We start from the raw sequence: 26,314 nt of genomic DNA, 5'->3' as shown, positions 1-26,314 counted from the left end.
ACGGTCCCGCGCGTCGGCGGCAGGCAGCTGCCGCCGTCCGGCCAACGAAAGGATCGACCGTGCGCAAGCTCATCGGTGCGGCGGTCGGTGCGGTGGCCCTCTCCATCGGGGGGCTGGCACCGGCGGCATTCGCTGAGGACACGGCGGGCGAGGGCTTCATCCTCGCGACCGCTCCATGGAAGACACTCGACACCGGCCCGGGCACCGTCTGGGCGCCCGGGCTGGAACACGACTCCGAACTCTCCGAGTTCACCGGGGCGACTTCGGTGGACCTGATCTGGTCCGCTGACGTCGAAGGCGCCTCGCTCGGCACGTCCGCCGAGACGACGAACCTCGGCGCGGCCGTCACCGCCGGCGCCGAGATCAGCGTGCAGTACGAGCTGGTCGGTGGCGCCGACCCGGCCGCGGGCGCGGTCCGGCTCTTCGCCGTGGTCGGTGCGGCGCCCCTGGCACATGACGCTGCGCCGGACGACGGCAGCACCTCCGGCACGCTCTCGCTCACGGCTGCGGCCGACGGCACCATCGGCCACCTGGGGCTGGTCTACGACACCAGCAACGGCGGCGTCGAGGGCACCGTCCGCTTCAGCGACCTCAGGGTCGGTGGCGAGCCGGTGATCTTCGTCCCCCCGGTCGAGCCCACCCTCGTGCAGCCGACGTGCGAGGATCCGGTCGGCACGCTCACGATCCCGGCAGCGGCCGGCTACGCGTACACCCTCGAAGACGCCCCCGTGGACGCCGGCGAGTACGACGCGGCGCCCGGCGACCACGAGGTCATGGCCTGGCTGGCGGCCGACGACACCGTCCTGGTCCACGGCTGGGTCCTGACGGCGGAGGAGCCGACCGGCTGCTCCGGCGACGACGACGGCACCGACGACGGCGGCGAGTCCGGCACTGACGACGGCGGCACCGAGACCGGGGCCGACGACGGCGGCACGCCCAGCCCGAGCCCGAGCCCGAGTGCGAGCCCGAGCCCGTCCCCGTCGGGCGACGATGACGGCTCCGGTGGCGATGACGGCTCCGGTGGCGACGACGGCACCGGTGACGGCGACGGTGACGAGCTGCCCGACACCGGTGCCGGGGGCTCGCTGCTCTGGGCCGGCGCGGCCCTGCTGGCGCTGGGCGGGGGAGCGGCTCTGGTCGCTCGCTACCGTCAGCGCCTGACCAGCTGATCGCACCACACAGAAGGACGCCCCCGGCACCGCGGCGCCGGGGGCGTCCCCTTGTGCGAGGACGGGCCGGGTCAGTCGACCACGACGGTCTCCTTCCGGTAGTTCGAGCCGCCGCGGACCGGGTCGTACCGGTTCTCGACGTTGCCGGCGACGTCGACGGAGAACCAGTGCACCCGCGTCGACCCGGCGCTCACCGGGATGGGCGCCGCGTCCTCACGCAGCCCGGCCGACTCCACCCGCGGCGACGCGTACGTCGGGCGGCTGCCGTCGAGCGTGTAGTGGATGGTGACCGGCTCGGTCGACTCGAACGTGACGCCCTCGTCGGTGAGCTCCAGCATCGTGCGCGGCGGGCGGCGGTCGTTCTGGTAGGCGCGGGCGACCTCGAGCATGCCGACGAGGCCGTTGGAGAACTCCATGGCCTGCTCGTAGCCCTCGGCGAACGGCGGCTGGAAGCCCTGCTGGTCCCACTCCTGCTCGACCGGGTCCCACAGGTCCGCGCCGACCTCGAAGTCCCAGCCGAAGATGCCCCGGTTGTACCAGTGCTCGTCGGCGGAGTTGCCGGCCGCCGAGTACAGCACGTCGCTCACCGGGCCGGTGCGGCCGGGCCAGACCGCCGTGCCGCGCCAGTCCTGCACGGCGGACAGGATGTGGCTGGACGCGGCCCAGAAGTAGTTCTCCTCGCCCAGGGTCGGGCGGGGCAGCGGAATGCGGCCGTTGGCGACGTACGCCCCGGGCGGCCACATGAAGTAGCCGCCGTAGGAGTGCACGTTCATCGCGAACTTGATGTTCGGGTACTCCTCGGTGAGCCACACCTCGTTGCGCGCCTCCGGCTCGGACAGCTCGGCCGGCCCGGAGTAGGTGTCGCTGATGCACGACGCGGACGCGCCGCTGTAGCCGTCGAACCGCGACCCGACGCTGAAGTTGCGGTTCAGGTCGACGCCCCAACTGCTGGCGGCGCGGGCGGGGTCGGAGTCCTCGGGGCCGCAGTGGTTGGTCATGTTGCGCCGCTGACCCGCGCGGTCGTAGAAGGAGAAGTGGCCGCCGTCGGGGTTGACCGACGGCACGATGAAGATGTCGAGGTCGTCGACCAGCTTCTTCGTCTCGGCGTCGGTGGCGTAGTTGCGCAGCAGCCGCTCGGCCGTCTCGACCGCGACCAGCGGCGTCACCCACTCGCGGGCGTGCTCCTGGCTGTAGGCGAACACGCCGGTCTTCGATCCGTCGCGGTCGCTGCCGATGCGGATGGCCCGGAGCGTCCAGGGCTCGCGCGAGATGTGTGCCGGGGCGTCCAGGCCGTCGGTAAGGTCCTGCGCACCGGCGACGGCGACACCGGTGCCGCCCGTCAGGCGGTAGGTCGACGCCGTCAGCAGCGCCGAGGCCGCCGGCGAGGCGTTGAGGGCCGCGACGACCTGCGCCGCGGTGCTGCTGGGCGCGCCGGCCGCGTCGGTGGCCAGCGAGACCCGGACGGTGCCGCCGTCGACGGCGACCGAGAGCGGGCTGTTCGCCACGCCCGGGTTCGCCGACTCCAGTCGCAGGTCGTTGCCGCCCTCGTGACCCCAGGCGCGCGACGTCACGTAGAACGCCGTCGCGCCGCTGCCGATCATGGCCTGCGCCTTCCGGCGGTAGCCGTTGGACTGGTACGGCAGCTCGATGATCTCGGTGAGCTCCGGGAACTCGGCGGCCAGCGCCTCGATCCGGTCGTACAGCTCGGTCGGGTCCATGTAGTGGTCGACGAAGCCGGTCGCGTAGTGCGGGCCGGGGTCCGGCCGCGGGTCGCCGAGCCACTCGACGACGGGGACGGTGATCGAGCCGCCGCCGCTGCTGGTGATGGTGACCTCGGCGGGGACGTCGTCGACCGGGACCGGCGCGTTGAACGTGTGGTAGATGTACTGGCCCGCGTCGACGAACTCGTCCATCGTGACGCTCTGGCCGTCGTAGCTCACGGTCAGCACGGCGGGGGCGCCGAGTGAGCTCTTCACCTCCACTCCGATGTAGGTGTGGCCGCCGACGCTCTCGAACCACTCGGCGCGCAGCGGGGTCAGCGTCTCCGCCTGGCGGGCGAGCACCTGGTTCGCCCGGCGGACGGCCGCGTTGCGTTCGGCGACGACGGCGGCGGTGTCGGCGGCGCTGACCACGACCTCGCCGACGGCGTAGCCGAGGTCGCGCAGCGCCGCCTGCTCGGCCGGGGTGGCGACGACGTGGACGACGAGGCCGCCCTCGGTGGGACGGGTGTACTCGGTGACGTCCGCGCCGGCCTCGATGAGGCCGACGACGGCGTCCTGGTCGGCGACGGTGACCTCGACGATGTCAGTGGCCTGGCCGGCGGAGTCGACGGCCGAGAGCGGCACTGGGGTGTCGTCGGGATCGGGCTCGGCGCCGGCGGCCAGTGGCAGCCCGGCCAAGAGCAGGGGCAGGGCTGCCAACCAGGCCAGCCGACGGCGGGGGCGGGGGGTCTGCGGGGCCATGAGCCACTCCCGGGGCAGGACTATATGACGTTGTACGCCACATAGTGGCCGCCCTTGTCACAGTTCGCTACCCTTCGCCCCGCTTCAATTTTCACACCGTGTCACCGGCTGAGTCGCTGGAACCTCCGGACCGCCAGCGGCACGAACACCAGCGTCAGCACCAGCGGCCACACGATCGCCGCCGCCATGGCGTTCTGCTCGATCCAGCTGTCGCCGAGCGCCACCGGGTTGCCGAACAGCTCGCGCGCCGCCGTCACCGTCGACGACACCGGGTTCCACGCCGCGATCGCGCCCAGCCAGTCCGGCATCTGCGACGGGGCCACGAACACGCTGGAGATCATCGCGAACGGGAACGCGACGGCGAACAGGCTGCCGGCCGCCTCCTCGTTCGGCGTCAGCAGCCCGATCCAGATGCCGATCCAGATCAGCGCGAACCGCAGCCACAGCAGCAGCGCGAACGCCGCCAGCGTCGCCCAGAACCCGCCGTCCGAGCGCCAGCCGATGACCAGCGCCGTCACCGCCAGCACCGCCAGGTCCAGCGTGGCGCTGACGATGTCGGCCAGCCCACGTCCGGTCACCGAGGCCGACGGCGCCATGGGCATCGAGCGGAACCGGTCGGTGACGCCCTTCGTGGTGTCGAGCACGACGGCGTAGGCGGTGTTCATGAAGCCCATCGCCATGGTCATGCCGAACATGCCGGGCATGAGGTACTCGCGGTAGTCGCCGCCGCCCGGCACGCTCATCGCGCTGCCGAACACGTACCCGAACAGGAGCACCGACACGATCGGGAAGCCGAGCTGCCAGGCGATGTTGGCGGGCTGGCGGACCAGGTGGGTCAGCGTGCGCCGGGCGACGGTCCAGCCGTCGGTCATCGCCCAGTACATCCGCCGCTCGGGGGCATCCAGGGTGGTGGTGCTCATGCCGGAACCTCCGTCTTCTCCGTCTTGTGACCCGTGAGGCGGAGGAACACCTCGTCGAGCGTGGGCCGGCGCAGCCCGATGTCCTCGACGCCGATGCCCTCGTCCTGCAGGGTGCGCGCGACCTCGGTGAGCGCGCTGACCCGCTGGTCGACGGCGGCCGTCACACGCCGGTTCTCCTCGTCGACCTCCGGCTCGCCGGCCGCGACCTTCGCGACGGTCTGGACGGCCACCGGCAGGTCGACCGCCTCGTCGAGGACGACCTCGAGCTGGTCGCCGCCGATGCGCCGCTTGAGCGCCGCCGGGGTGTCGTCGGCGATCACCCGGCCGTGGTCGATGACGGCGACCCGCTCGGCCAGCTGGTCGGCCTCGTCGAGGTACTGCGTGGTGAGCAGCACCGTCGTGCCGCCGGCCACGAGCGACCGGACGGCGGTCCACACCTCGCTGCGGCCCCGCGGGTCGAGCCCCGTCGTCGGCTCGTCGAGGAACAGCACCGACGGGGCGAGGATCATGCTGGCGGCGAGGTCGAGCCGGCGCCGCATACCGCCGCTGTACTCCTTGGTGCCCTTGTCCGCCGCGTCGGTGAGGTCGAACCGCTCGAGCAACTCGTCGGCGCGGGCGGCCGCGCGCGCCGGGCTCAGGTGGAACAGCCGGCCGAACATGCGCAGGTTCTGCCGGCCGGTGAGGATCTCGTCGACCGCGGTGAACTGGCCGGTGAAGCCGATGCGCCGGCGCACCTTGCGCGCGTCGCGGGTGACGTCGAAGCCGGCGACCTCGGCGCGGCCGCCGTCGAGCCGGACCAGCGTGGCCAGGATGCGCACGGCGGTGGTCTTGCCGGCGCCGTTGGGGCCCAGCAGGCCGTAGACCGTGCCCTGCGGCACGGCCAGGTCGAACCCGTCGAGGGCGTGTTTCTCGCCGTATCTCTTCTGCAGTCCCTGGGCGAGGATCGCGTGGCTGGAGGCGCTCAAGGGAGTCCCTTCCGCTGAACCGGGTACGTTGTACGCATTGAAGCGTACACCCTGCGCAGTTCATTCGCGGACTAGTGTTTCCCCTGATGACAACCGACTACAGTGGCGGCGGCGACGTCTCGAAGAGCCTCGAGCTCCTGTGGGGGATGCAGCAGCGTCCGACCCGCGGGCCGAAGCCCGGGCTCACGCTCGAGCGCATCGTCGAGGCCGCCGTCGAGGTGGCCGACGCCGAGGGGCTGGCCGCGCTCTCGATGCGCCGGGTGGCCGCGCACCTGGGCGTCGGCACCATGTCGCTCTACCGGTACGTGCCGGGCAAAGCCGAGTTGCTCGACCTCATGCTCGACTACGTCGCCTGGCCGGACGAGGACGATGCGGGCGGCGCGGGCGAGCCGGCCGACGCCGGCGACTGGCGTGCGGCGCTCGACGAGATGGGCCGCGGCATCTGGCAGCTGTGCCTCGCCCACCCCTGGTACCCGCTGGTCGACCAGGTGCGCCCGCTGCTCGGGCCCAACAACATGGCCGGCATGGACGCCATGCTGCGGCGGCTGAAACCGACCGGCCTCGACGACACGCAGCTGGTCCTCATGATCTCGGTGGTCGACGGCTTCGTGTCCGCGGTCGCGCGGTCACAGGTCAACGCGCTGCAGGCCGAGCAGCGCACCGGCATCTCCGAGGAGGACTTCTGGGCCGCGCAGGAGCCGGTGCTCGTCAAGGTCATGGAGTCGGGGCGGTTCCCGACGCTGGCGAAGCTGCACGAGGACACGTTCACGTTCAGCTACGAGGACGTGTTCGAGTTCGGCCTGAAGGTCGTGCTCGACGGCCTGGCCGTGCTGGTCGAGGGGAGCGCGCCCGCTACGGGTTGACCGGCGGGGCGTCGAGCCCGTGGTCCGGGTCGTGCTGCCAGCGCACCCGGTGCGTGCCGAAGCCGGCGGCGTGCACGCCGTCGTGGCCGTGCGGCCGCCGGCACCGGTACGTCAGCGAGTAGAGATCTCGGCAGGAGTCGGCGTAGCTGGTGTACGCGAACTCCAGGTCGAGCCGTTCATCGATGCTCATGGGATCACCACGCCATGGGGGCTGAGGGTCTGACGCGCCGCCCCGTTGCGACGGATCCATTATCCCACGAGTGTCAGGACATCGCCGAGCCCAGCATCCCGTGCGGGTCGATGACGTACTTGCGGGCCGCGCCGTGGTCGAACTCCGTGTAGCCCTCCGGAGCCCGGTCCAGCGGGATGACCGTGGCATTCACGTTCCTGGCGATCGGTGCGCGGTCGTGCAGGATCGCCTCCATGAGGTAGTTGTTGTACCTCATGACCGGGCACTGACCAGTCGTGAACGACAGCGATTTCGCCCAGCCGAGACCCAGCCGGATCGACAGCGAGCCGACCTTGGCCGCCTCGTCGCCCGCGCCCGGGTCGCCGGTCACGTACAGCCCCGGGATGCCGACGGCGCCGCCGGCCCGAGTGACGTCCATGACGGCGTTGAGCACCGTCGCCGGCCGCTCCGTCTGGGCGTCGGCACCGTGCCCGCGGGCCTCGAAGCCCACGGCGTCGACCGCGCAGTCGACCTCCGGCTCGCCACTGAGCACCTGGGCGATCTGCTCCTTCGGGTCGCCCATGGAGACGTCGATGGTCTCGCAGCCGAACGAGCGGGCCTGGTCGAGCCGCTCCTTCTGCAGGTCCGCGACCATGACGACGGACGCGCCGAGCAGGAACGCCGACGTCGCGGCGGCCAGCCCGACCGGCCCGGCGCCGGCGATGTACACGGACTTGCCGGGGCCCACCCCGGCCGTCACGCAGCCGTGGAACCCCGTCGGGAAGATGTCCGCGAGCATCGCGAGGTCGAGGATCTTCTCCATTGCACGGTCGCGGTCCGGGAACTTCAGCAGGTTCCAGTCGGCGTACGGCGTCAGCACGTACTCCGCCTGGCCGCCGACCCAGCCGCCCATGTCGACGTACCCGTAGGCCGACCCCGGCCGGTCCGGGTTCACGTTCAGGCAGACGCCGGTCTTGCCCTCCTTGCAGTTGCGACAGCGCCCGCAGGCGATGTTGAACGGTACCGATACGAGGTCACCGACCTGGATGAACTCGACACCCGGTCCGACCTCGACCACTTCGCCGGTGATCTCGTGACCCAGGGCGAGTCCCTCGGGTGCGGTGGTGCGGCCGCGGACCATGTGCTGGTCGCTGCCGCAGATGTTGGTGGCGACGACCTTGAGGATCGCCGCGTGACCCAGTTGCCTTCCCACGTTGGCCGGGTTGACGCCCGGCCCGTCCTTGAGCTCGAAGGTCGGATAGTCGATGGACTCGACCTCGACGTGACCGGGTCCCCGGTAGATGACTGCTCTGTTCGCAGGCACGACCCTGCTCCCCTCCTCGAGTGGCGGATGTGACGGAGTTCGGCTGCCTTCCCGGCCACGGTGGCGGGGCCGTCCGAACTCGTCACCGTGCCCCCTCGGGAATCAGGGCGGACGGCACGGACGAGGGATCGCTTCGCAGGCGCTGGGCGTCTCCTGCCCGAATTTTCAACGTAGACCCGCCCCGGGGAGGGGTCAATCGGCGCGGGCCGACTGGTTCGGTTCAGGCCGCGTCGAGGGTGTCGCCGCGGGTGTCGTCGACGGTGTCGGCGCGGACGGCGAGCGCGATGCGGCGCACCGCGCGGCTGGCCCGCTGGCGGGCCGCGGCCCAGCTGATGCCGGCCCGTTCGGCGGCTGCCGCGCCTCCGGCCACACCGGGCGCGGGGGCGTAGATGTCCAGCAGCAGGCCGGCCTCGGCCGCGGTGATCGCGCCGGCGTCGGCCGCCCACGCGAGCAGCTCGGCAAGGCCGACGTCGCCGCCGTCCGCGTCGCCCGGGTCGCAGCCGAGGGCCGCGGCCAGCGTGTCCGGCTCGGTCGGCGTCTCGGCCCGGCGGTGTGCGAGCTCGCGGCTGACCGCGCCGAGGGTGTCCATGGCGATGTTCGCCGCGACCTTGGTGGGCCGCCGCTCGGTCGGGTAGGTGGCGATGACGGTCCACAGGGCGGCGACGGCGGCCTGCTCGAGGCTCTCGCGGCTATCGCGGCCGGTGTGCCCGCCGGCGATGCGGATCGCCTTGCCGAGCATCAGCTGCAGCACGGTCCGTCCCGCCAGCGCGTCGCCGTCGTGGGCGAGGCGCAGGAGGGCGAGCAGGACGGCGTCGGCGGCCGCCCGGCCGGCACCCGCCCGGGAGGCAGCGCCCGCCGTCACCGCCGCCTCGACGTCGCTCAGGTCGCGGCAGCCGGCCAGCGCCGGGTGCCCGGCGGCCCAGCGCGCGACGGCGGCGGCCGAGCCGGAGCCGTCGGCGCACAGCCGGTCCCACTCGTCGTTGAGCCGGCCGGCCACGCCGGTCCCGGTCTGCCGCCGCGCTCCCGTGATCGTGACGCTCATGCGCCCCACGATCACCGGGCACCCTTGCCCGCGGACTTGCCCGCACGCTTGCCCTCACGCTTCTGAGCTGCGGGGCAATGGTTGCCCGGACGGAACTACGGGCGACCGCCCTGGTCCTGCGCGCCCGTGCCGCGAGTCGAGACTCCCAAGTCTCGTCCATTGCTGGATGATGTTGAGGTGGACTGGGGCGACGCTGTGGAACTACGCGGTTTGGTGCAGCGGCTCCGCGCCCTTGCCTCAACGGAGTTGATGCTCGACGCCTAGAAGCGCACGGGGATCTGCCGATGAGCGGGGAACTCTTGATGGGCGTCGCTGGCTACGCCAGCAGGGCGTGGACAGCGCCGACGATGGCGGCGCGGTCGCATCCGTACAGGTCGGCTCCGCCGAACGGGTTGAACTCCAAGAGGCGCAAGCCTGCATCGGTTTCGCACACGTCCAGGACGAACACGGGATCGGGTGGCTCCACTTTGGAAGCCAGATCAGCCGCGTAGCCCCAGGCCGGATGCTCGGGTGAGAGCGCCGCCCCGGCGGTTCGACTCAGGGATGTGTAGTCGCTCCCGGCCACGACCGTCGCTCCAACGACCACGAACCGCCACTCGTGTCCGATGGTGATCTCGGGAGCGACGACTACGGGAAGGGAATCGTCGTCGTAGAAGAACCCATGGTCCAGCGCACGGAGGGTGATCTGGTCGCGCTCCAGCACGCGTCCGCTGAAGGGTTTGAGTGCGCTGTCAGGGCGGACGAAGACGCGTTGTCCGAACTCCGAGGGCGGTCCGGTCTCTACGAGGTCCCCGACTGTCGTGAGCGTATAGCGAGGCGTCACCAGGTATCTCTCAGCCCGAGGCCACCATTCGCTGCATGCGAAGCGAGCGGTTGAGCAGTACGCTCCCGGGGCCCACGGCAGCTCTCTGCCGATCCTGTCGGCGTTCCCCAACGAGCCGTGGAAGACGACGGGTCCATCCGGTCGGGGCCATCGCCCGTCGGACCACCAATCGTCATGCCACGAGACAACCCTTCCTCCGGCATCGGCGACCGCCGTAGCCAGACCTTCATGACCGTCCCGAAAGACGTCCCGCTCCAGAACCCAAGCCGTCACGGAGCAAACCGTATGGGAGTCCGGGCTCGCCAGCCCGTTCTGGAGCGAGCCGACTCCCGTCTTCGAACCCAACCATGGCTCGTCCGTCCGATGTCACAGGCGGCCGCCCTGGTCGAGCAGGGTGATGACGGCGTCGCGGGCGGCGGTGACGGTCAGGCCCGTCGTGTCGAGCACGAGGTCGGCGTCGTCCGGCTCCTCGTACGGGCTGGAGATGCCGGTGAACTCGGCGATCTCGCCGGCCCGGGCCCGCGCGTACAGGCCCTTGCGGTCGCGCCGCTCGCACTCCTCGAGCGGGGTGGCGACGTGGATCAGCAGGAAGTCGCCGTGCGCCTCGACCATCGCCCGGACCCGGGCCCGGGTGGCTGCGAACGGCGCGATGGGCGCGCACACCGCGAGGCCGCCGTGCTTGGCGATCTCGGCGGCGACGAAGCCGATGCGCTCGACGTTGCGGTCGCGGTCCTCCTTCGAGAACCCCAGCCCCGCCGACAGGTTGCGCCGCACCACGTCGCCGTCGAGCAGCGTGACGGTGCGGGTGCCGACCTCGGCGATGCGGTCGGCAACCGCCCGCGCGACCGTCGACTTGCCCGACCCGGACAGCCCGGTGAACAACAGCACCAGCCCGCGCTCCTGCGGCAGCGGCCGCCACCGGCGCCAGGCGTGCCGGCTCGCCGACGGCCAGTCGGCCGGCTCCGCGGCGGTGCCGTCGAGCCACTGTGCCAGCGCCTCGGTCCGCGGCGGCGTGGCCGGCACGACCCGGGTGGCGCCGTAGGCCACGGCGATCCGCTCGGCGAGCTCCTCGTCGCGGCCGTCGCCGTACTGCGGCGCGCGCACCACGACGACCTCGGCCCTGCGGCCGTCGCGGCGCAGCCGGTCGCGCAGCGTCAGCGTGGCCGCGACGACGTCGGCGGCGTCGGGCCCCGGCACGACCCGCGGCCCGTCGAGCACGAGCAGCAGCACCGGCTGGCCGGCCTTCGCCGTCGCCGCCTCGAGCGTGCGCAGGTCGACCGGGTCGCGGGCGACGACGGCGGCTGGGCCGGTCATGGTCACCTCGCCGGGGGCGCGCCGCAGCTCGGGGTACGGCCCGCGCGGCTCGTCGTCGTCCGCGTCGGCGACCGCGCGGCGGACCGGGCCGGTGACCGCGAGGCGGCGCTTGCGCGTGGCGGCGGTCTCGACGGTGAGGACGGCGACGGGCGCGCCCTCGGGGTCGGTGAGGGTGAGCTCGGTGCCCGGGGCGGGCTTCTTGCCCGGCAGCGGATCGAGCTCGACGGCGACGGCCGGCGGTTCCGGGGCGGCGCCGGGGACGGCGATGCCGAGCAGCGCGAGCTCGATGGTGGTGAGGGTGATCGGATCGGGGGTCAGAACAGGACCGGGGGTCGGTTCGGCGGCCACGGCGCACAGCTTAGGGCCGTCGTACGGCCGAGCCCGAAACCGTCTCAGCCCACCAGCGCGCCGACCGCCTCGTCGACCGGGGTGTCCCCGCCGACGAGTTCGAGCGTGAGCCGCGCGGTGCGCACGTCGTCCAGCAGCGCGACCAGGACGGCGGCCACGTCGTCGCGACTCACCCTGCCGCGCGGGACCGACGGCGCCAGCGCCACCGTGCCGGTGCCGGGGTCGTTCGTGAGGCCTCCGGGACGCAGCACGGTCCAGTCGAGGTCGCGGCGGCGCAGGTCGGCCTCGCTGTCGCCCTTGGCCTTCAGGTAGACCTGGAACACGTCCTCGGGGTCGGCCGGTGGCTCGGTCGTGGCGTTGATCGACGACACCAGCAGGTAACGCCGCACCCCGGCCCGCTCGGCGGCGTCGGCCAGCAGCGCCGCCGCGCCGCGGTCGACGGTGTCCTTGCGGGCCGTGCCGCTGCCCGGCCCGGCGCCGGCCGCGAACACGACGGCGTCGGCCCCGCGCACCTCGGCGGCCACCTCGTCGATCGTCGCCTTCTCGAGGTCGAGGACGACGGCCGTGGCGCCCGCGGAGGCGAGGTCGCCGGCCTGCTCGGGGTTGCGGATCAGCCCCACCGCGCTGTCGCCGCGCAGCGTGAGCAGCCGTTCCAGCCGAAGCGCGATCTGGCCGTGTCCGCCTGCGATGACCACCTGCATTCGGCGTAGGTTAATGCATCGCCTACGCTCGCGCGGGTGAGAGCACTCGTCAAGGCCGGACCCGGCGCCGGACTGGAGCTGACCGACGTCTCGATGCCGGTGGTGGGTGCGGGTGAGGCGCTGGTCCGCGTGCTGCGCACCGGCATCTGCGGCACCGATCTGCACATCGTGAACTGGGACCCGTGGGCGCAGGCGAACATCACGCCGCCGCTCGTCGTGGGGCACGAGTTCGTCGGCGAGGTGGTCGAGGTCGGGCCGGGCAGCCGCGGCGTCCAGGTGGGCGACGTCGTCAGCGGCGAGGGCCACATCGTCTGCGAGCGGTGCCGGCACTGCCGGGCCGGACAGCGGCACCTGTGCCCGAACACCGAGGGCATCGGCGTGCACCGCGACGGCGCGTTCGCCGAGTTCATCGCCATGCCGGCCGGCAACCTGTGGCGTCACCCCGACGGCATCGACCTCGACGCCGCCGCCATCTTCGACCCGTTCGGCAACGCCGTGCACACCGCGCTGAAGTTCCCCGTGCACGGCGAGGACGTGCTCGTGGCCGGCGCCGGTCCCATCGGCATCATGGCGGCGCTGGTCGCCAAGCACGCGGGCGCCCGCAACGTCGTCATCACCGACGTGAACCCGTACCGCCTCGAGCTGGCCGGCCGCCTGGGCGCGGGAACCACCGTCGACGTCCGGAAGACCACGCTCGAAGAGGTCCGCCAGCAGCTCGGCATGGCCGAGGGGTTCGACGTCGGCATGGAGATGTCCGGCGACCCGACCGCGCTGCACGACATGATCGAGGGCATGGCCAACGGCGGGCGCATCGCCATGCTCGGCCTGCCGTCGAAGGAGAGCACGGTCGACTGGTCGCGCATCGTGCTGCGCATGCTCACCATCAGCGGCATCTACGGCCGCGAGATGTACGAGACCTGGTACCAGGCCTCCGTCCTCGTGACGGCGGGCGTCGACATCTCGCGCGTGGTGACGCACCGGTTCCCGGCGGCCGACTTCGAGGCGGCCTTCGAGGCGGCCGGCAGCGGGCACAGTGGCAAAGTCATCATCGAGTGGGCCGCGAAGTAGGACGGAGGCAGTCGTCATGGTGTACGGAGCGATGCGCGACGAGCTGCGCAAGAAGCTCGACGAGATCCGGTCGGCCGGGCTCTACAAGCCCGAGCACGTCATCGGCAGCCCGCAGAGCGCCCGCGTCACCCTGGCCGACGGGCGCTCCGTCCTCAACATGTGCGCCAACAACTACCTCGGCCTGGCCGACGACCCCGGTCTCATCGCCGCCGCGAAGGCGGGGCTGGACCAGTGGGGCTTCGGTATGGCGTCGGTGCGGTTCATCTGCGGCACGCAGACCATCCACACCGAGCTGGAGCGGAACATCTCGTCGTTCCTGGGGACCGAGGACACCATCCTGTACGGCTCCTGCTTCGACGCCAACGGCGGACTCTTCGAGACGCTGCTCGGCCCCGAGGACGCCGTCATCTCCGACGCCCTCAACCACGCCAGCCTCATCGACGGCATCCGGCTGTCGAAGGCGCGCCGGCTGCGCTACGCCAACGCCGACATGGCCGAGCTCGAGGCGCGGCTGAAGGAGTCGGCCGATGCGCGGTTCCGGCTCATCGCGACCGACGGCGTGTTCTCCATGGACGGCTACCTCGCGCCGCTGGACAAGATCTGCGACCTGGCCGAGCAGTACGACGCCCTGGTCATGGTCGACGACTCGCACGCGGTCGGGTTCATCGGCGAGAACGGCGGCGGGACACCGGAGCACTTCGGCGTGCGCGACCGCGTCGACATCGTCACCGGCACCCTCGGCAAGGCCCTCGGCGGGGCGAGCGGCGGCTACACCTCCGGCCGCGCCGAGATCGTCGAGTACCTGCGGCAGCGCTCGCGCCCGTACCTCTTCTCCAACTCCGTCGCGCCGTCCATCGTGACGGCGGCCTCGGCGGTGCTGGAACGGCTGGTGTCGGGCGGCGACCTGCGGGCGAAGCTGCGCGAGAACACGTCGTTCTTCCGGGCCGAGATGACATCGCTGGGGTTCGACGTCCTCCCCGGCGAGCACCCGATCGTGCCGGTCATGATCGGCGACGCGTCGCGGGCCGCCCGGCTGTCGGAGCTGCTCTTCGCCGAGGGCGTCTATGCGGTCAGCTTCAGCTACCCCGTGGTCCCGCACGGTGCCGCGCGCATCCGCACACAGGTGTCGGCGGCGCACTCGTTGGACGACCTGCGCGCCGCGACGCAGGCCTTCGTCCGCGCCCGCGCCGCGCTGGACTGAGCTCTTGAGGTTCGTGGTGTTGGGTTGGGTGGCCCCGTCCCCCTGCTGCCCAGTGTCGTAGCCGCGAATCCGCGCCTCAAGCGGACCGGTGGGCGCTGCGCGCCCCGGGGGTCCGCTTGACCCGCGGCTCCGCGGCCAAGAACCTGGCAGCTATCAGGGGGACGGGAGTCTGGCGACGGGTGGGTGGTCGGCAGGTCTGCTTGGTCCTGGGTGTGGCGCGCGTCCTGGGTGTGAGTCGCGCTGTTGGGGCCGATTCGGCTGTTTCGCGCGCGTCAGACCCAGGAGGTGGCGGTGTGGGGAGGGAGTTCTTCCCGCTATGGCGGGGAGAACTCCCTCCTGACGTGTGTCGTGGGCGGGTTACTGCTGCCAGAGCGGTAGTAACTCTCCCGCGACGCCTCGTGGCGGTCCGCGATGTGGGATTTCGGGGCGTTTTCTGGGCCGCCCACCACGATTACCCGAGCCTCGACACGCCTGCAATCGTGTTGGGGCTCGGGTAATCGTGGTGATGTAGCGGATCGTTGATGATCATCGCTGGCCACAGGCCACCAAAACGGGGCGAAACGGACACGGAGGGGGAGGGAGGGGCGAGGCGGAGCCCACGTCGCCACCCCGGCAGAACCTCAGCCCCGAGCGCCGGGGCCGTCCTCGACGTCGACCTCGTCGCCGTGGAGCAGCTCGCCGCAGTGTGAGCACCGGACCTCGGCGTGCACGTGCTTCCCACACGAGCGATGCCGCAGCAGCGTCGGCGGCCCGGCCTCCCCGGCCGTCCAGCGATCGCCCCACGCGCTGATCACCATCAGGACCTCGGTGAGCTCCAGCCCCTTCTGTGTCAGCACGTACTCGTAACGCGCAGGGCGGTCGGAGTACGGCCGCCGTTCCAGCACACCGTTCCGGACCAGCCAGGACAGCCGCTCGGTGAGCACCTTCCGCGAGATCCCGAGGTCTCGCTGGAGCTCGTCGAAGCGGCGGATGCCGACCCAGACATCGCGGATGATCAGCGGCGACCAGGGTTCGCCGGCGATGTCGAGCGTCCGCGCGATCGAGCACACCATGTCGCCGAAGTCGGTCCGCTGCACGGCGCCACCTCCAGACCAGTCAGTTGCTTCAAGGAACTTACTCCGTTAGCGTCAGTTTCTTCAAGGAACTCACGAAGGAGGACGGACGATGCAGTTACCGCCGATCGTGACCCAGGACGCCTGGCAGGACGCCCGCGAGCACCTGCTCGAGAAGGAGAAGGCCGCCACCCGGGCCCTCGACGCACTGGCGGCGGAGCGTCGTCGGCTGCCGATGACCCGGTTCGCCGGCGACTACGACCTGACCGGCCCGGATGGCCCGCGCACACTGCCGGACCTGTTCGAGGGTCGCCGCCAGCTGGTCGTCTACCAGATGATGGACAACGGCCCCGACGACTACTGCGAGGGCTGCGCGGCCGTCATGGACAGCGTCGGGCACCTGGCCCACCTGAACGCCCGCGACACCACGTTCGCCGTGGTGAGCGACATGCCGATCGAGCAGCTGACGGCGTACTGGCGGCGTATGGAGTGGGCCATCCCGTTCTACTCGTCGCGCGACAGCACGTTCGCGGCCGACTGCGGCGCCGCCAGCGGATTCGCGCTGACGGTGTTCCTGCGCGACGGCGACGACGTCTACCGGACCTACAGCACCACGGCCCGCGGCGTGGACCACCTGCGGTTCGAGTTCACCATCCTCGACCTCACCCCGCTCGGCCGGCAGGAGACGTGGGAGGACACGCCCGCCGGCCGGCCGCAGACCGCGCCCTACGAGTGGTGGCGCCTGCACGACGAGTACGCCTCGGCCGAGGTCACCCCGTGACGCCCACGACCGAGTTCCTGTTCCGGCCCGAGGACGCCACCCCGATGAGCACCGACGAGGCCGACCTGATGCCGTGGCCGGCCGCCGCCGAGCAGTTCGCCGCCGCGCCGAAGTACTGGCTGGCGACGGGGCGTGCGGACGGCCGGCCGCACGTGATGCCGGTGCTCGGCGTCTGGCTCGGTGCCACGCTCGCCATCAGCTGCCGGCCGGGCTCGGTCAAGGGCCGCAACCTGCTCCGCGACGGCGCCGGCGGCGGTGGTCATTGCGTCGTCACCGCGGCGACGGACCTCGGCGACCTCGTGCTCGAGGGCACCGCCCGCCACGTCACCGGCCTCGCCCGGCAGGACGCCGTCGCCGCCGCGTTCGCCGCGACGTACGACTGGCGGTTCGCCCTGCGCGACGGCCGGATCTTCGACGACAGCCTGCCGGGCTCGCCGGAGTACGCGTTCTTCGAGATCACGCTGGCCAAGGCCTTCGGTTACGGCCCCGACGGGCTGACGGCGACCCGCTGGCGGTTCTGATCGTCCTCGAGGGCCCCGGTCAGCCGGGCGCCCTCGATGTCGACGTCGGGCAGCAGCCGGTCCAGCCACCGCGGCAGCCACCACGCCCGCTCGCCGACCAGCGCCAGCACCGCCGGCACGATGGTCATCCGCACCACGAAGGCGTCGACGGCGATCGCGACGGCGAGGGCGAAGCCCAGCTGCCGGACGTCGGCCGCCTCGTGGAACACGAACCCGCCGAAGACGCTGATCATGATGATCGCCGCCGCGGTGACCACACGCGCGCCGTGCCCGAACCCCGTCGTGACGGCCCGCAGCGCCGGCTCGCCGTGCACGTACGCCTCGCGCATCCGCGTCACCAGGAACACCTCGTAGTCCATGGCCAGGCCGAACACGATGCCGACCACGATGATCGGGAGCATGCTGTTGATCATGCCGACCTCCTCGACGCCGAGGCCGGTCAGCCAGCCCCACTGGAACGCCGCGACCATCGCGCCGAACGTCGCGGCCATGGTCAGCAGGAACCCGAGCGTCGCCTTCACCGGCACGACCAGTGACCGGAACGCGAGCATGAGCAGCAGGAACGACAGGCCGACGACCACCAGCAGGTACGGCAGCAGGGCCGCGGACATCCGCTCGGAGAAGTCGATGAAGAGCGCCGTCATGCCGGTCACCAGCACCCGCGCACCGTCGGGGGCGTCGTCGCCGCCGAACGAGGACCGGATCGCCTCGACCAGCCGCTCGGTCTCCGGACTGCTGGGACCGCCCTCGGGGACGACGGTGACGACGGCGGTCCGGCCCGCCTCGTCCGGCTCCGGCGGCGTGACGAGCGCGACGCCGTCGAGACCCTGCAGTCCCTCCGCCACCGACGCGGCCGCTGCCTCGACGCCGACGGAGCCGCCGCTGCCGCCGTCGACCAGCACCAGCAACGGCCCGTTGAAGCCCGGCCCGAAGCCCTCGGCGGTGAGGTCGTAGGCCTGCCGCTGGGTGGAGTCGGCCGGGTAGGTGCCCTCGTCGGGCAGGCCGAACCGGACGTCCAGCATCGGTAGCGCGAGCACGGCGAGACCGGCGACGCTCGCCGTCACCGCCACGACCGGGTGCCGGGTGACCAGCCCGGCCCACCGGGTGCTCAGGCGCGGCGCGTCGTCGTCCTCGGGGTCGGTGGCCCGGGACCGCAGCCCGGGCAGGCGCGCCAGCATCCGCCGTCCGGCGAAACCGAACAGCGCCGGCAGCAGGGTCAGCGCGATGACGACGGCGATCGCGACGGTGACGGCCGCGGCGAGGCCCATCTCGGTCAGCATCGGGATGCCCACGACGGTCAGCCCGGCCAGCGCGATCACGACCGTGAGCCCGGCGAACACGACCGCGGTGCCGGCGGTGCCGATGGCCCGGCCGGCGGCCTCGTCGCCGGGGAGGCCCGTGGCCAGCTCGTGCCGGTACCGCGAGGCGATGAACAGCGCGTAGTCGATGCCGACGGCCAGGCCGAGCATGGTGGCGAGGATCGGAGTGATGGTGCTGAGGTCGACGAACGCCGTGGCCGCGGTGACCAGTGCGACGCCCACGCCGACGCCGACGATGCCGGTGAGCAGCGGCATGCCCGCCGCGATCAGCGACCCGAACGTGATGACCAGCACCAGCGCGGCGACGGCGATGCCGAGCAGCTCGCCGCCCAGCTCCGGCTCCGGCTCCGCCGCGGTGCCGCCCAGCTCGACCCGCAGGCCGGACTCGCGGGCGGTCTCGACGGCGTCGTCGAGCGTCTCGCGGGCCTTCGGTTCGAGCGAGAAGAAGTCGACGGCGTAGGTGACCTCGGCCAGCGCGATCCGCCCGTCCTCGGAGACCAGACCGGCCGTGAACGGATCGACGACGGCGGCCACCTGCGGCCCGGCGTCGATCCGCGCGACCGCGTCGGTGATCGCCTGCTCGTGGGCGGGGTCGGTGACGGTGCCGCCGTCGGGCGCCGCGAACACCAGCCGGGCCGCCGCGCCGTCGGGGGAGGAGCCCGGGAACCGCTCCTGCAGCAGGTCGAACGCCTCCTGCGACTCGGTGCCCGGGATCGCGAACGAGTCCGACGTCGGGTTGGACAGCGTGGCCGCCGCCAGTCCGGCCAGCACGATCACCGCCAGCCAGATCGCTCCGACCAGCCGGCGGGAGCGGTAGGAGAACCGCCCGATCCGGTACAGCAGGGTTGCCACGACATCCTCCGACAGTGACTCGGTGTAGAAGGTTCCTTGTTTCTGAGAGTAACTGTCATAATGCGGGTCGCACAAGACCGATCAGATTTCGAGAAGCGGTGGTCGCCGCTGGGTCCGTAGCGTGAACGTGTCACCAGGGAACGCGTCGAGGGAGAGTCCGATGAGCACCGAGAAGAGCTACGACGGCTTCGACGAGGCCGAGCGCGCCGCAATGAAGGAGCGGGCCAAGGAGCTCAAGAAGAAGAAGGGCAAGGTCGATCCCGAGGCCGACCTGCTGGAGAAGATCGCCGAGATGCCCGACGAGGACCGCGTGCTCGCCGAGCGCATCCACGCCCTCATCAGCGCCGAGGTGCCCGAGCTCACGCCGCGGACCTGGTACGGCCAGCCCGCCTACGCCAAGGACGGCAAGGTCCTCTGCTTCTTCCAGGCGGCGGCGAAGTTCGGCACCGACTACGCGACGTTCGGCTTCAACGAGGCGCCGCTGCTCGACAACGGCACCATGTGGCCGACGGCGTTCGGCCTGCGCAAGCTGTCGGCCGAGAACGAGAAGCAGCTGGTCGCGCTGGTGAAGCAGGCCGCCGGACTCTAGAGCTCGGCGAGCAGCGCCGCGACCAGCCGGGCCCGCTCGGCCATCGACGCGACGACCACCTGCTCGTGGACGGCGTGCGCGCCGGCGCCGCGCGGGCCGAACCCGTCGAGCGTCGGCACGCCGAGCGCGCCGGTGGTGTTGGTGTCGGCGCCGCCCGCGGCCGGGGCGCCGTCGATGTCCTGGCCGACGCTCGCTGCCGCTTGTCGCACCGTGGCGAGCAGTGCGGCCGTCGCCTCGCCCGCCGACCACGCCGGCCGCCGCGACATGACCTCGGCGGTCACCGCGGCGCCGGACCTGATGGGGCGCAGCGACGTCAGGCCGTCGAGCACCACCCGCTCGGACTCGGCGTCGGCGAAGCGCAGCCCGATGTCGGCGCGCGCCGCGGCCGGGACGACGTTGGTGCGTCCGCCGCCGGCGACGGTCCCGACGTTGCACAGCACGTTCCCGGGCGCGTGCCGGACGATCGAGCGCACCAGGATCAGCTGGTCGACCAGCTCGTCGACGGCGGAGACGCCCGACTCGGGGTCGAGCGCCGCGTGCGACTCGACCCCCTCGACCGCCAGCCGCAGCCGCGTACTGCCGCGCCGGCCCGCCTTCAGGGTTCCGTCCGGGTGCGGCGACTCGAACCCCAGGGCGGCGACGGCGTCAGCTGCGGCCTCGGTGACCAGGGCGGACGACGTCGGCGAGCCGACCTCCTCGTCGGCCACGACGACGACCCGCACCGGTGGGTGGGCACCGGCGGTGCCGGCCAGTTCGAGCGCCGTCTCCATGACGACCAGGCCGCTCTTCATGTCGTAGGCGCCCGGCCCGTGCGCGACGCCGTCGTCGACCCGCCACGGCATGACGCCGTCGAGCTGACCGGCCGGCCACACCGTGTCGTGATGGCCGAGGAACAGCACCGGCGCCGCGCCGGCCCTCGCGCCCCGCCCGGGGTGCTCCATGACCAGGTGGTCGCCGGTGTCCGACGCGACCCGGCGCACCGTCGCGCCCAGCTCGCGGTGCCGCGCCAGCAGGACCTCACCGAACGCGTCGAGGCGGGCGGGGTCGCCGGTGGGGGTCTCGTGGCGGACGTAGGTCTCGAGCCGGGCGAGCATCGCGCCGAGGTCGGGTGCGGTACCGTTCATCTCGCCACTATACGATTCGTATCCGTGGTCATGGCGTCGTCAGTAGGGTGTTCAGTAGATGACTTACGAATCAGATCACCCGCAGGTTGAGCGGCTCACGTCCGCGGCCGACCTCGCCGGCGCCGCCCGCCTCTACCGCGAGGTCTTCGGCTACCAGGACCCGGCGCACTCGGTGAACCCGCGGCTGCTCGCCTCGCTGGCGGCCAACGGCGGCTCGGTGGTCGGCGTCCGGGGCGACGACGGCGCACTGGTGGCGTTCGCGTACGGGTTCGTCGGCATCGACGGCGGCGAGGTCTACCACTACTCGCAGGCCGCGGTCGTCGACGCGAAGCACCAGGGGCTGGGCCTCGGCCGCGCGCTCAAGCGCGGCCAGCGCGAGGTCGCCCTGGCCTGCGGGCAGACCCGGATGCGCTGGTCGTTCGACCCGTCGGTCACCCGCAACGCGCACTTCAACCTCGACGTGCTGGGAGCGGTCGGGCGGTGGTTCCGGGCCGACTTCTTCGGGCTGCCCGGCACCGACCGCCTCATCGTCGACTGGGACCTCGACGACGAGCGGCGCGCCCGCGAGGCGCCGGCCCCGGCCGGGCTGCCCGCCGACCTCGCCGACCCCGCCGGCTGGCTGCGACCCCGTCCGTCCGGCCCCGACACCTGGCTGCCGCTGCCGATCGAGGCCGGTCCCGAGCAGCGGCGTGAGCTGGGCGCCGTCGTCGGCGGGCTCATCGACGACGGCTCCGTCGCCACATCGTGCGTGGTGGTGTCGCCGTCGACCGCCGCCTATCGCTTCGCCCGGGTCGCGCCATGAGCGCCGCCGAGGAGCTGACCAGCCCGTCGCAGCGCTTCGGCGCGCGGCTGCAGCGGCCGTCGTCGTCGGCGGCGCTGCAGGCGCGGGTCATCGAGCAGGAGACGCGGACGCTGGCCGAGGCGCTCGAGAAGGTGGCGGCCGACGGGTCGGTGGCGGCGGCGGCCGCTTCGGTCGTGGCCGCGCGGCGCCGGTTCGTCGCGGGCACCGGCAAGTCGTTCGCCTACGCGTCGCTGCTGGCCGTCGACCTGTCGGCCGGCCTGTCCAACGTGACGCTGGTCGACGGCACGCTGGTGCGGCACCTCGACGTGCTGGCCGACGTCCGCGACACCGACGTGCTGGTCGCGGTGTCGCTGCGCCGGTACCGCCGCGAGACCGTCGCCCTGGCCGAGCGGTTCGCGGCCGCAGGGGGCGCCGTCGTCGCCGTCACCGACAGTGCTTCGTCGCCGCTGGTTCCCGTGGCCGGCCAGTCGATCGTCGTGCCCACCGCCAGCGCCTCGTTCGCCGACTCGCCGACCGCCGTCGCCGCCGTCCTGCACCTGCTGGCCACTCTCACGACCGCCAGCGCCAAGGGCGCCCGCCGCCGGCTGGCCGAGCGCGACCGGCTCGCCCGCGACCTCGACCTCTACTGGGAGGACTGACCGTGCGCGTCACCCATGCGTCGCTGCACCTGGTGCGGCTGCCGCTGGTGCACCGGTTCCGCACCAGCTCGCACGCCAAGGACCACCTCGAGCACATCCTGGTGCGGCTCACCGACGAGTCCGGCGCCGTCGGCTGGGGCGAGATCGCGTCGCCGTCGGATCCCTTCTACTCGCCCGAGACGGCGGACACCTGCTGGCTGGTGGCGTCGCGGTATCTGCTGCCGGCCGTGGTCGGTTCTCGGTGGGACGACCCGGCCGAGGTGGCCGGGCTGTGGACGAAGGTGCGGGGTCACCGGTTCGCCAAGGCCGGCGTCGACATGGCGGCCTGGGCGCTGTGGTCGCAGTCCGGCGGGGTGTCGCTGGCCCGCGCGCTCGGCGGCGTTCGCGGGTCGGTGGTCGCGGGGGTGTCCCTGGGCATCGAGCCGTCCGTCGACGACCTGCTCGCGGAGGTGGCCAAGCAGGTCGAGGCCGGCTACCCGCGGGTGAAGCTGAAGATCGCGCCCGGCTGGGACGTCGAGCCGGTTCGGGCCGTGCGGTCGGCGTTCCCGTCGCTGTCGCTGCACGTGGACGCGAACGGCGCGTACGGCGAGTCGTCGGCTGAGTTGGCGGCGTTGCGGGCCCTGGACGACCTCGGGCTGACCATGATCGAGCAGCCGTTCGCGCCGCGGAACCTGCTCGCCCATGCGGCCCTGCAGCGCGACATTTCGACGCCGGTCTGCCTGGACGAGTCCATCGAGGTGCTCGACGACCTGCGGGTGGCGGTCGTGCTGGGCGCGCTCAAGGTGCTCAACATCAAGGTGTCGCGCATGGGCGGGCTGGGAGCGGCCGTCGCCGCGCACGACCTCGCGGCCGAGCACGACATCCCGGTCTGGTGCGGCGGCATGCACGAGTTCGGCATCGGCCGGGCCGCCAACGTCGCGCTGTCGAGCCTGCCCGGCTTCACGCTGCCGTCCGACGTGTCGGCGTCGGACAAGTACTACGAGCGTGACGTGGTGGTGCCGCCCATCACCGCCTCCGCGGGCGTGGTGGAGGTGCCGACGGGGCCCGGCCTCGGCCACGACGTCGACGAGGACTTCCTCGCCTCGGTCACCGTCCGCTCGACGACGGTCTCGGCCTGAGGTTCTGCGGGGGTCGTGGGGTTGTGTTGGGTTCCCCCGTCCCCCTGCTGCCCATTCTCTTAAGCCGCGCGGGTGCCCTCAAGTCCGCGCGCTCTGGTGTTGAGTCGCTGCTGTGCTGGGGGCGCTTGGACTTGACCGCACCCGCGCGGCCCAAGAACTCTGGCAGCTATCAGGGGGACGGGGGAGTCTGGCGACGGGTGCGGGGTCGGCGTGCCTGCTGACGTCCACGATGTGGGATTTGGGGGGCGTTTTCTGGGCCGCCCACCACGCTTACCCGAGCCTCATCACGCCTACAACCGTGTTGAGGCTCGCGTAAGCCTCATGATGTAGCGGATCGTTGATGATCATCGCTGTCCACAGGCCACCAAGGCGGGACGAAACGGACACGGAAACCGCGAGGCGTGCCCAGGGTCTCCCCGTCCCCTGATAGCTGCCAGGTTCTTGGCCGCGGGACCGCGGGTCAAGTCCGTCTCTCCGGCGCGAAGCGCCTCTATCGTCGGACTTGAGGCGCGGTTGCGCGGCTAAGAGACTGGGCAGCAGGGGGACGGGGAGCCCCGCCACCACCCGGCAGAACCTCATCACCCCGGCCTGCCCTGAGGCAGAGTGAAGAACTAGCTGGTCAGGGCCCGGTCTCTGGGTTGTCCCCAGCAAGGAACCGGGGGATTCCCCCAGGGCGAATCGGGGGCTTTCCGGGTTACCGCGAGTTCCCGTCCCGGCGAGAGTGAGACCGACCTCACCGACTCTGCCGACGGGACGCACCATGACCACGACCCTGCCGCTCGACCGGCCACCCGCACCGACCCCGCCACTGCCTCCGCCGCCCAGCCGCGGCCTCGTCGTGCGCGTCGCCCGCTGGAGTGCGACCCACAAGTGGCTGGCCCTCGTTCTCTGGCTCGCCTTCGTCGCCGCCGCGATCGTCGGTGGCGGCGCCGTCGGCACGAAGGAGGTGGAGGACGGCGACAGCGGCGTCGGCGCCTCGGCCGGTGCCGACAAGGCGCTCATGCAGGCCGACTTCGACGACCCGGTCACCGAGTCCGTGCTGGTCCAGTCGGCCGGCGGGGGCGCCGTCGACACCGGCTCGGACGCTGTCGGCACGCTCACCGCGAACCTGGCCGCCGCACCCGGCGTCGCATCCGTCGGCGAGCCGCAGGTGTCCGAGGACGGCACCGCGGCCCTCTACGAGGTGACGCTCGACGTCCCCGAGGGGACCGACGCCGAGGAGGAGGACGCCGCCAGCGCGGCCGCCGCCGAGATCGGCCAAGCCATCGACGCCAGCAGCGATGAGAGCCTCGTCGTCGGCCAGGTCGGCGACGCGAGCCTGGGCGACGCGCTGGACAAGGTCTACGAGGACGACCTGCAGCGCGCCGAGTACCTGTCGCTGCCGGTCAGTCTGCTCATCATGCTCGTCGTGTTCGGCGCGCTGATCGCCGCCGCGGTGCCGGTGCTGCTGGCGCTGTCGTCGGTGGTTGCGGCCATGGGACTCTCGGCGTTCGCGTCGTACGTGGTGCCGTCGACCGACATCCTGGCGTCGGTCGTGCTGCTCGTCGGCATGGCCGTCGGCGTCGACTACTCGCTGTTCTACGTCCGCCGCGAGCGCGAGGAGCGCGAGAAGGGCCGCGGCACCATGGACGCGGTCGCGGTCGCCGCCGCGACGTCCGGGCGCGCGGTCGTCGTGTCCGGGCTCGCCGTCATCATCGCGATGGCCGGCATGTTCTTCGCCGGCGAGGCGACCTTCCAGTCGCTGGCCGTGGGCACCATCCTGGTCGTCGCGGTGGCCGTCGTCGGCTCCGTCACGGCGCTGCCGGCGCTGCTCTCGATCTTCGGCCGCTGGATCGACCGGCCGCGGATCCCGCTGCTGTGGCGGCTGCGCAAGCGCGACGGCAGCGAGCCGCGCGTGTGGCGCGCCATCCTCGGCCCGGTGCTGCGGCACCCGAAGACGGCGCTGACGGCGGGCCTGCTGGCGCTGCTCGCGCTGGCCGCCCCGGCGATCGGCATGAAGCTCTCGCAGCCCGGCATCTCCGACCTGTCCAAGGACGTGCCGGCGGTGCAGACCTACGACGCGATCACGACGGCGTTCCCGTCCGAGGGCGCCGCGCACGACATCGGCGTCTGGACGCCCGACGGCTCGCCGCTGGACCAGAACGCCGTCGACGCCGCCGTCGCGCAGCTGAGCGACACCGTCGCCGCCGACCCGGAGTTCGCCGCGGCCGACGGCCTGGTCGCCGACTACTCGGTCGACGGCTCCGTCGCCGAGATCACCGTCCCCGTCCCGTACGAGCACGACGACGACCGCGCCGAGGCCTCGCTGCAGACGCTGCGCGACGACCTGGTCCCGGCCGCCTTCGACGACCTGCCCAACACGGAAAGCGGCGTCACCGGCATGACGGCGGGCAACGTCGACTTCCGCGGCCTGCTGGCCGACCGGATGCCGATCGTCATCGGGTTCGTCCTGCTCATGACCATCGTCGTGCTGGTGATGGCGTTCCGGTCGCTGGCCGTGGCGCTGACCGCGGCGGGCCTGAACCTGCTATCCGTCGCCGCGTCCTACGGTCTGCTCACGCTGGTGTTCCAGAACAGCTGGGCCGAGGGGCTGCTGGGCTTCGAGTCGACCGGCGCGATCATCACCTGGCTGCCGCTGTTCCTCTTCGTGATCCTGTTCGGCCTGTCGATGGACTACCACGTGTTCGTCGTCAGCCGGATCCGCGAGGGCGCCAAGGCCGGCATGACGACGCGAGAGGCGGTGCGCACCGGCATCATCCGCTCCGCCGGCGTCGTCACCAGCGCTGCCATCGTCATGGTCGCCGTCTTCTCGATCTTCGCGACGCTCGGCGCCATCGACTTCAAGCAGATGGGCGTGGGCCTGGCCGCGGCGATCCTCATCGACGCGACCATCGTCCGGGCAGTGCTGCTGCCGTCGATCATGGTGCTGCTGGGGGAGCGCAACTGGTGGCTCCCGAAGCCGCTGAAGCGCCTTCCGGCACTGGATCACTGACGCCGTTTCCATGATCATGTCCCCTCGCGGTCGCTGCGGCGCCGCGAGGGGACATGATCATGAGTCGAGGGTCGCGACTCTGTCGGCGAGACGTCGTAAGCTCGTAGTACCCCCCACCCCAGCAGGTGTGGGGGGCATGTCTGCGTGCCCGGAAGGT

General features: G+C 72.1%; 23 protein-coding genes. 11 read left to right on the top strand and 12 right to left on the bottom strand.

The window, feature by feature from the left end; genetic code table 11:
- Nucleotides 1–59 precede the first annotated feature (59 nt).
- Nucleotides 60–1,169, top strand: coding sequence for an LPXTG cell wall anchor domain-containing protein (locus HD601_RS03880; protein WP_184819514.1), 1,110 nt, complete (start codon nucleotides 60–62; stop codon nucleotides 1,167–1,169).
- Nucleotides 1,170–1,240: 71 nt separating this feature from the next.
- Here the strand turns inward: HD601_RS03880 and HD601_RS03875 are convergent, their stop codons facing one another.
- The 3 genes from HD601_RS03875 to HD601_RS03865 all read right to left on the bottom strand — a co-directional run bounded on the left by HD601_RS03875 (nucleotide 1,241) and on the right by HD601_RS03865 (nucleotide 5,516).
- Entirely contained in the window at nucleotides 1,241–3,589 is a 2,349-nt protein-coding gene (locus HD601_RS03875; RefSeq protein ID WP_221440521.1) for a M14 family zinc carboxypeptidase, read from the bottom strand.
- 143 nt (nucleotides 3,590–3,732) lie between these two features.
- Nucleotides 3,733–4,551, bottom strand: coding sequence for an ABC transporter permease (locus HD601_RS03870; RefSeq protein ID WP_184819510.1), 819 nt, complete (start codon nucleotides 4,549–4,551; stop codon nucleotides 3,733–3,735).
- Entirely contained in the window at nucleotides 4,548–5,516 is a 969-nt protein-coding gene (locus HD601_RS03865; RefSeq protein WP_184819508.1) for an ATP-binding cassette domain-containing protein, read from the bottom strand. Before HD601_RS03865 ends, HD601_RS03870 begins: the two co-directional genes overlap by 4 nt.
- A gap of 86 nt (nucleotides 5,517–5,602) precedes the next feature.
- Between HD601_RS03865 and HD601_RS03860 the strand changes: the two genes are divergently transcribed.
- Nucleotides 5,603–6,379, top strand: a complete 777-nt coding sequence (locus HD601_RS03860; protein ID WP_184819506.1) for a TetR/AcrR family transcriptional regulator — start codon at nucleotides 5,603–5,605, stop codon at nucleotides 6,377–6,379.
- Here the strand turns inward: HD601_RS03860 and HD601_RS03855 are convergent.
- From HD601_RS03855 to HD601_RS03830, 6 genes are all read right to left on the bottom strand, one after another.
- The gene (locus HD601_RS03855; RefSeq protein ID WP_184819504.1) at nucleotides 6,369–6,569 is read right to left on the bottom strand and encodes a hypothetical protein; all 201 of its coding nucleotides are present in this window, start codon (nucleotides 6,567–6,569) and stop codon (nucleotides 6,369–6,371) included. The genes HD601_RS03860 and HD601_RS03855 overlap by 11 nt on opposite strands.
- A gap of 73 nt (nucleotides 6,570–6,642) precedes the next feature.
- Nucleotides 6,643–7,872, bottom strand: a complete 1,230-nt coding sequence (gene fdhA / locus HD601_RS03850; RefSeq protein ID WP_184819502.1) for a formaldehyde dehydrogenase, glutathione-independent — start codon at nucleotides 7,870–7,872, stop codon at nucleotides 6,643–6,645.
- A 220-nt stretch (nucleotides 7,873–8,092) separates the two neighbouring features.
- On the bottom strand, nucleotides 8,093–8,914 hold the full coding sequence (locus HD601_RS03845) for a hypothetical protein (RefSeq protein WP_184819500.1): 822 nt from the start codon (nucleotides 8,912–8,914) through the stop codon (nucleotides 8,093–8,095).
- Nucleotides 8,915–9,230: 316 nt separating this feature from the next.
- Nucleotides 9,231–9,737: an ATP-grasp domain-containing protein gene (locus HD601_RS35390; protein ID WP_343076481.1), complete on the bottom strand. Its 507-nt coding sequence runs from the start codon at nucleotides 9,735–9,737 to the stop codon at nucleotides 9,231–9,233.
- Between the two features lie 366 nt (nucleotides 9,738–10,103).
- Nucleotides 10,104–11,399, bottom strand: a complete 1,296-nt coding sequence (gene cysC / locus HD601_RS03835; RefSeq protein WP_221440520.1) for an adenylyl-sulfate kinase — start codon at nucleotides 11,397–11,399, stop codon at nucleotides 10,104–10,106.
- Nucleotides 11,400–11,443: 44 nt separating this feature from the next.
- Complete coding sequence (locus HD601_RS03830; RefSeq protein WP_184819496.1) at nucleotides 11,444–12,100, bottom strand: NAD(P)H-binding protein; 657 nt, start codon at nucleotides 12,098–12,100, stop codon at nucleotides 11,444–11,446.
- 36 nt (nucleotides 12,101–12,136) lie between these two features.
- Here HD601_RS03830 and tdh point away from each other — a divergent pair, with 36 nt between their 5' ends.
- Complete coding sequence (gene tdh, locus HD601_RS03825) at nucleotides 12,137–13,168, top strand: L-threonine 3-dehydrogenase (RefSeq protein ID WP_184819494.1); 1,032 nt, start codon at nucleotides 12,137–12,139, stop codon at nucleotides 13,166–13,168.
- Nucleotides 13,169–13,187: 19 nt separating this feature from the next.
- On the top strand, nucleotides 13,188–14,369 hold the full coding sequence (locus HD601_RS03820; RefSeq protein WP_184829423.1) for a glycine C-acetyltransferase: 1,182 nt from the start codon (nucleotides 13,188–13,190) through the stop codon (nucleotides 14,367–14,369).
- 620 nt (nucleotides 14,370–14,989) lie between these two features.
- On the opposite strand, the gene HD601_RS03815 is transcribed toward HD601_RS03820, so the two are convergent.
- Nucleotides 14,990–15,445: a winged helix-turn-helix transcriptional regulator gene (locus HD601_RS03815; protein ID WP_184819492.1), complete on the bottom strand. Its 456-nt coding sequence runs from the start codon at nucleotides 15,443–15,445 to the stop codon at nucleotides 14,990–14,992.
- A gap of 88 nt (nucleotides 15,446–15,533) precedes the next feature.
- Here HD601_RS03815 and HD601_RS03810 point away from each other — a divergent pair, with 88 nt between their 5' ends.
- Nucleotides 15,534–16,202, top strand: coding sequence for a DUF899 domain-containing protein (locus HD601_RS03810; RefSeq protein WP_184819490.1), 669 nt, complete (start codon nucleotides 15,534–15,536; stop codon nucleotides 16,200–16,202).
- Nucleotides 16,199–16,723, top strand: coding sequence for a pyridoxamine 5'-phosphate oxidase family protein (locus tag HD601_RS03805; RefSeq protein WP_221440518.1), 525 nt, complete (start codon nucleotides 16,199–16,201; stop codon nucleotides 16,721–16,723). The genes HD601_RS03810 and HD601_RS03805 overlap by 4 nt, the downstream gene beginning before the upstream one ends.
- Here HD601_RS03805 and HD601_RS03800 read toward each other — a convergent pair.
- A complete protein-coding gene (locus HD601_RS03800) occupies nucleotides 16,681–18,894 on the bottom strand; it encodes an MMPL family transporter (RefSeq protein ID WP_184819488.1) in 2,214 nt (737 codons plus the stop codon). The genes HD601_RS03805 and HD601_RS03800 overlap by 43 nt on opposite strands.
- Before the next feature lie 160 nt (nucleotides 18,895–19,054).
- Between HD601_RS03800 and HD601_RS03795 the strand changes: the two genes are divergently transcribed.
- Nucleotides 19,055–19,483, top strand: a complete 429-nt coding sequence (locus HD601_RS03795; protein ID WP_184819486.1) for an iron chaperone — start codon at nucleotides 19,055–19,057, stop codon at nucleotides 19,481–19,483.
- Here the strand turns inward: HD601_RS03795 and HD601_RS03790 are convergent.
- Nucleotides 19,480–20,607: a M20/M25/M40 family metallo-hydrolase gene (locus HD601_RS03790; protein ID WP_184819484.1), complete on the bottom strand. Its 1,128-nt coding sequence runs from the start codon at nucleotides 20,605–20,607 to the stop codon at nucleotides 19,480–19,482. The two genes, HD601_RS03795 and HD601_RS03790, sit on opposite strands and share 4 nt — an antisense overlap.
- 58 nt (nucleotides 20,608–20,665) lie before the next feature.
- On the opposite strand from HD601_RS03790, the gene HD601_RS03785 reads away from it, so the two are divergent.
- From HD601_RS03785 to HD601_RS03770, 4 genes are all read left to right on the top strand, one after another.
- Nucleotides 20,666–21,409 carry a GNAT family N-acetyltransferase gene (locus HD601_RS03785; protein WP_184819482.1) on the top strand — a complete coding sequence of 248 codons (744 nt, stop codon included), beginning with the start codon at nucleotides 20,666–20,668 and terminating at the stop codon, nucleotides 21,407–21,409.
- Nucleotides 21,406–22,047, top strand: a complete 642-nt coding sequence (locus tag HD601_RS03780; RefSeq protein ID WP_184819480.1) for an SIS domain-containing protein — start codon at nucleotides 21,406–21,408, stop codon at nucleotides 22,045–22,047. Before HD601_RS03785 ends, HD601_RS03780 begins: the two co-directional genes overlap by 4 nt.
- 2 nt (nucleotides 22,048–22,049) lie before the next feature.
- A complete protein-coding gene (menC, locus tag HD601_RS03775) occupies nucleotides 22,050–23,165 on the top strand; it encodes an o-succinylbenzoate synthase (RefSeq protein WP_184819478.1) in 1,116 nt (371 codons plus the stop codon).
- A 760-nt stretch (nucleotides 23,166–23,925) separates the two neighbouring features.
- A complete protein-coding gene (locus HD601_RS03770; RefSeq protein WP_184819476.1) occupies nucleotides 23,926–26,157 on the top strand; it encodes an MMPL family transporter in 2,232 nt (743 codons plus the stop codon).
- Nucleotides 26,158–26,314 lie beyond the last annotated feature (157 nt).

It is taken from the genome of Jiangella mangrovi (assembly GCF_014204975.1).
Classification (GTDB): domain Bacteria; phylum Actinomycetota; class Actinomycetes; order Jiangellales; family Jiangellaceae; genus Jiangella; species Jiangella mangrovi.
Note: the sequence above shows the minus strand (reverse complement) of the source record. Positions and strands in the feature narration are given on the sequence as shown.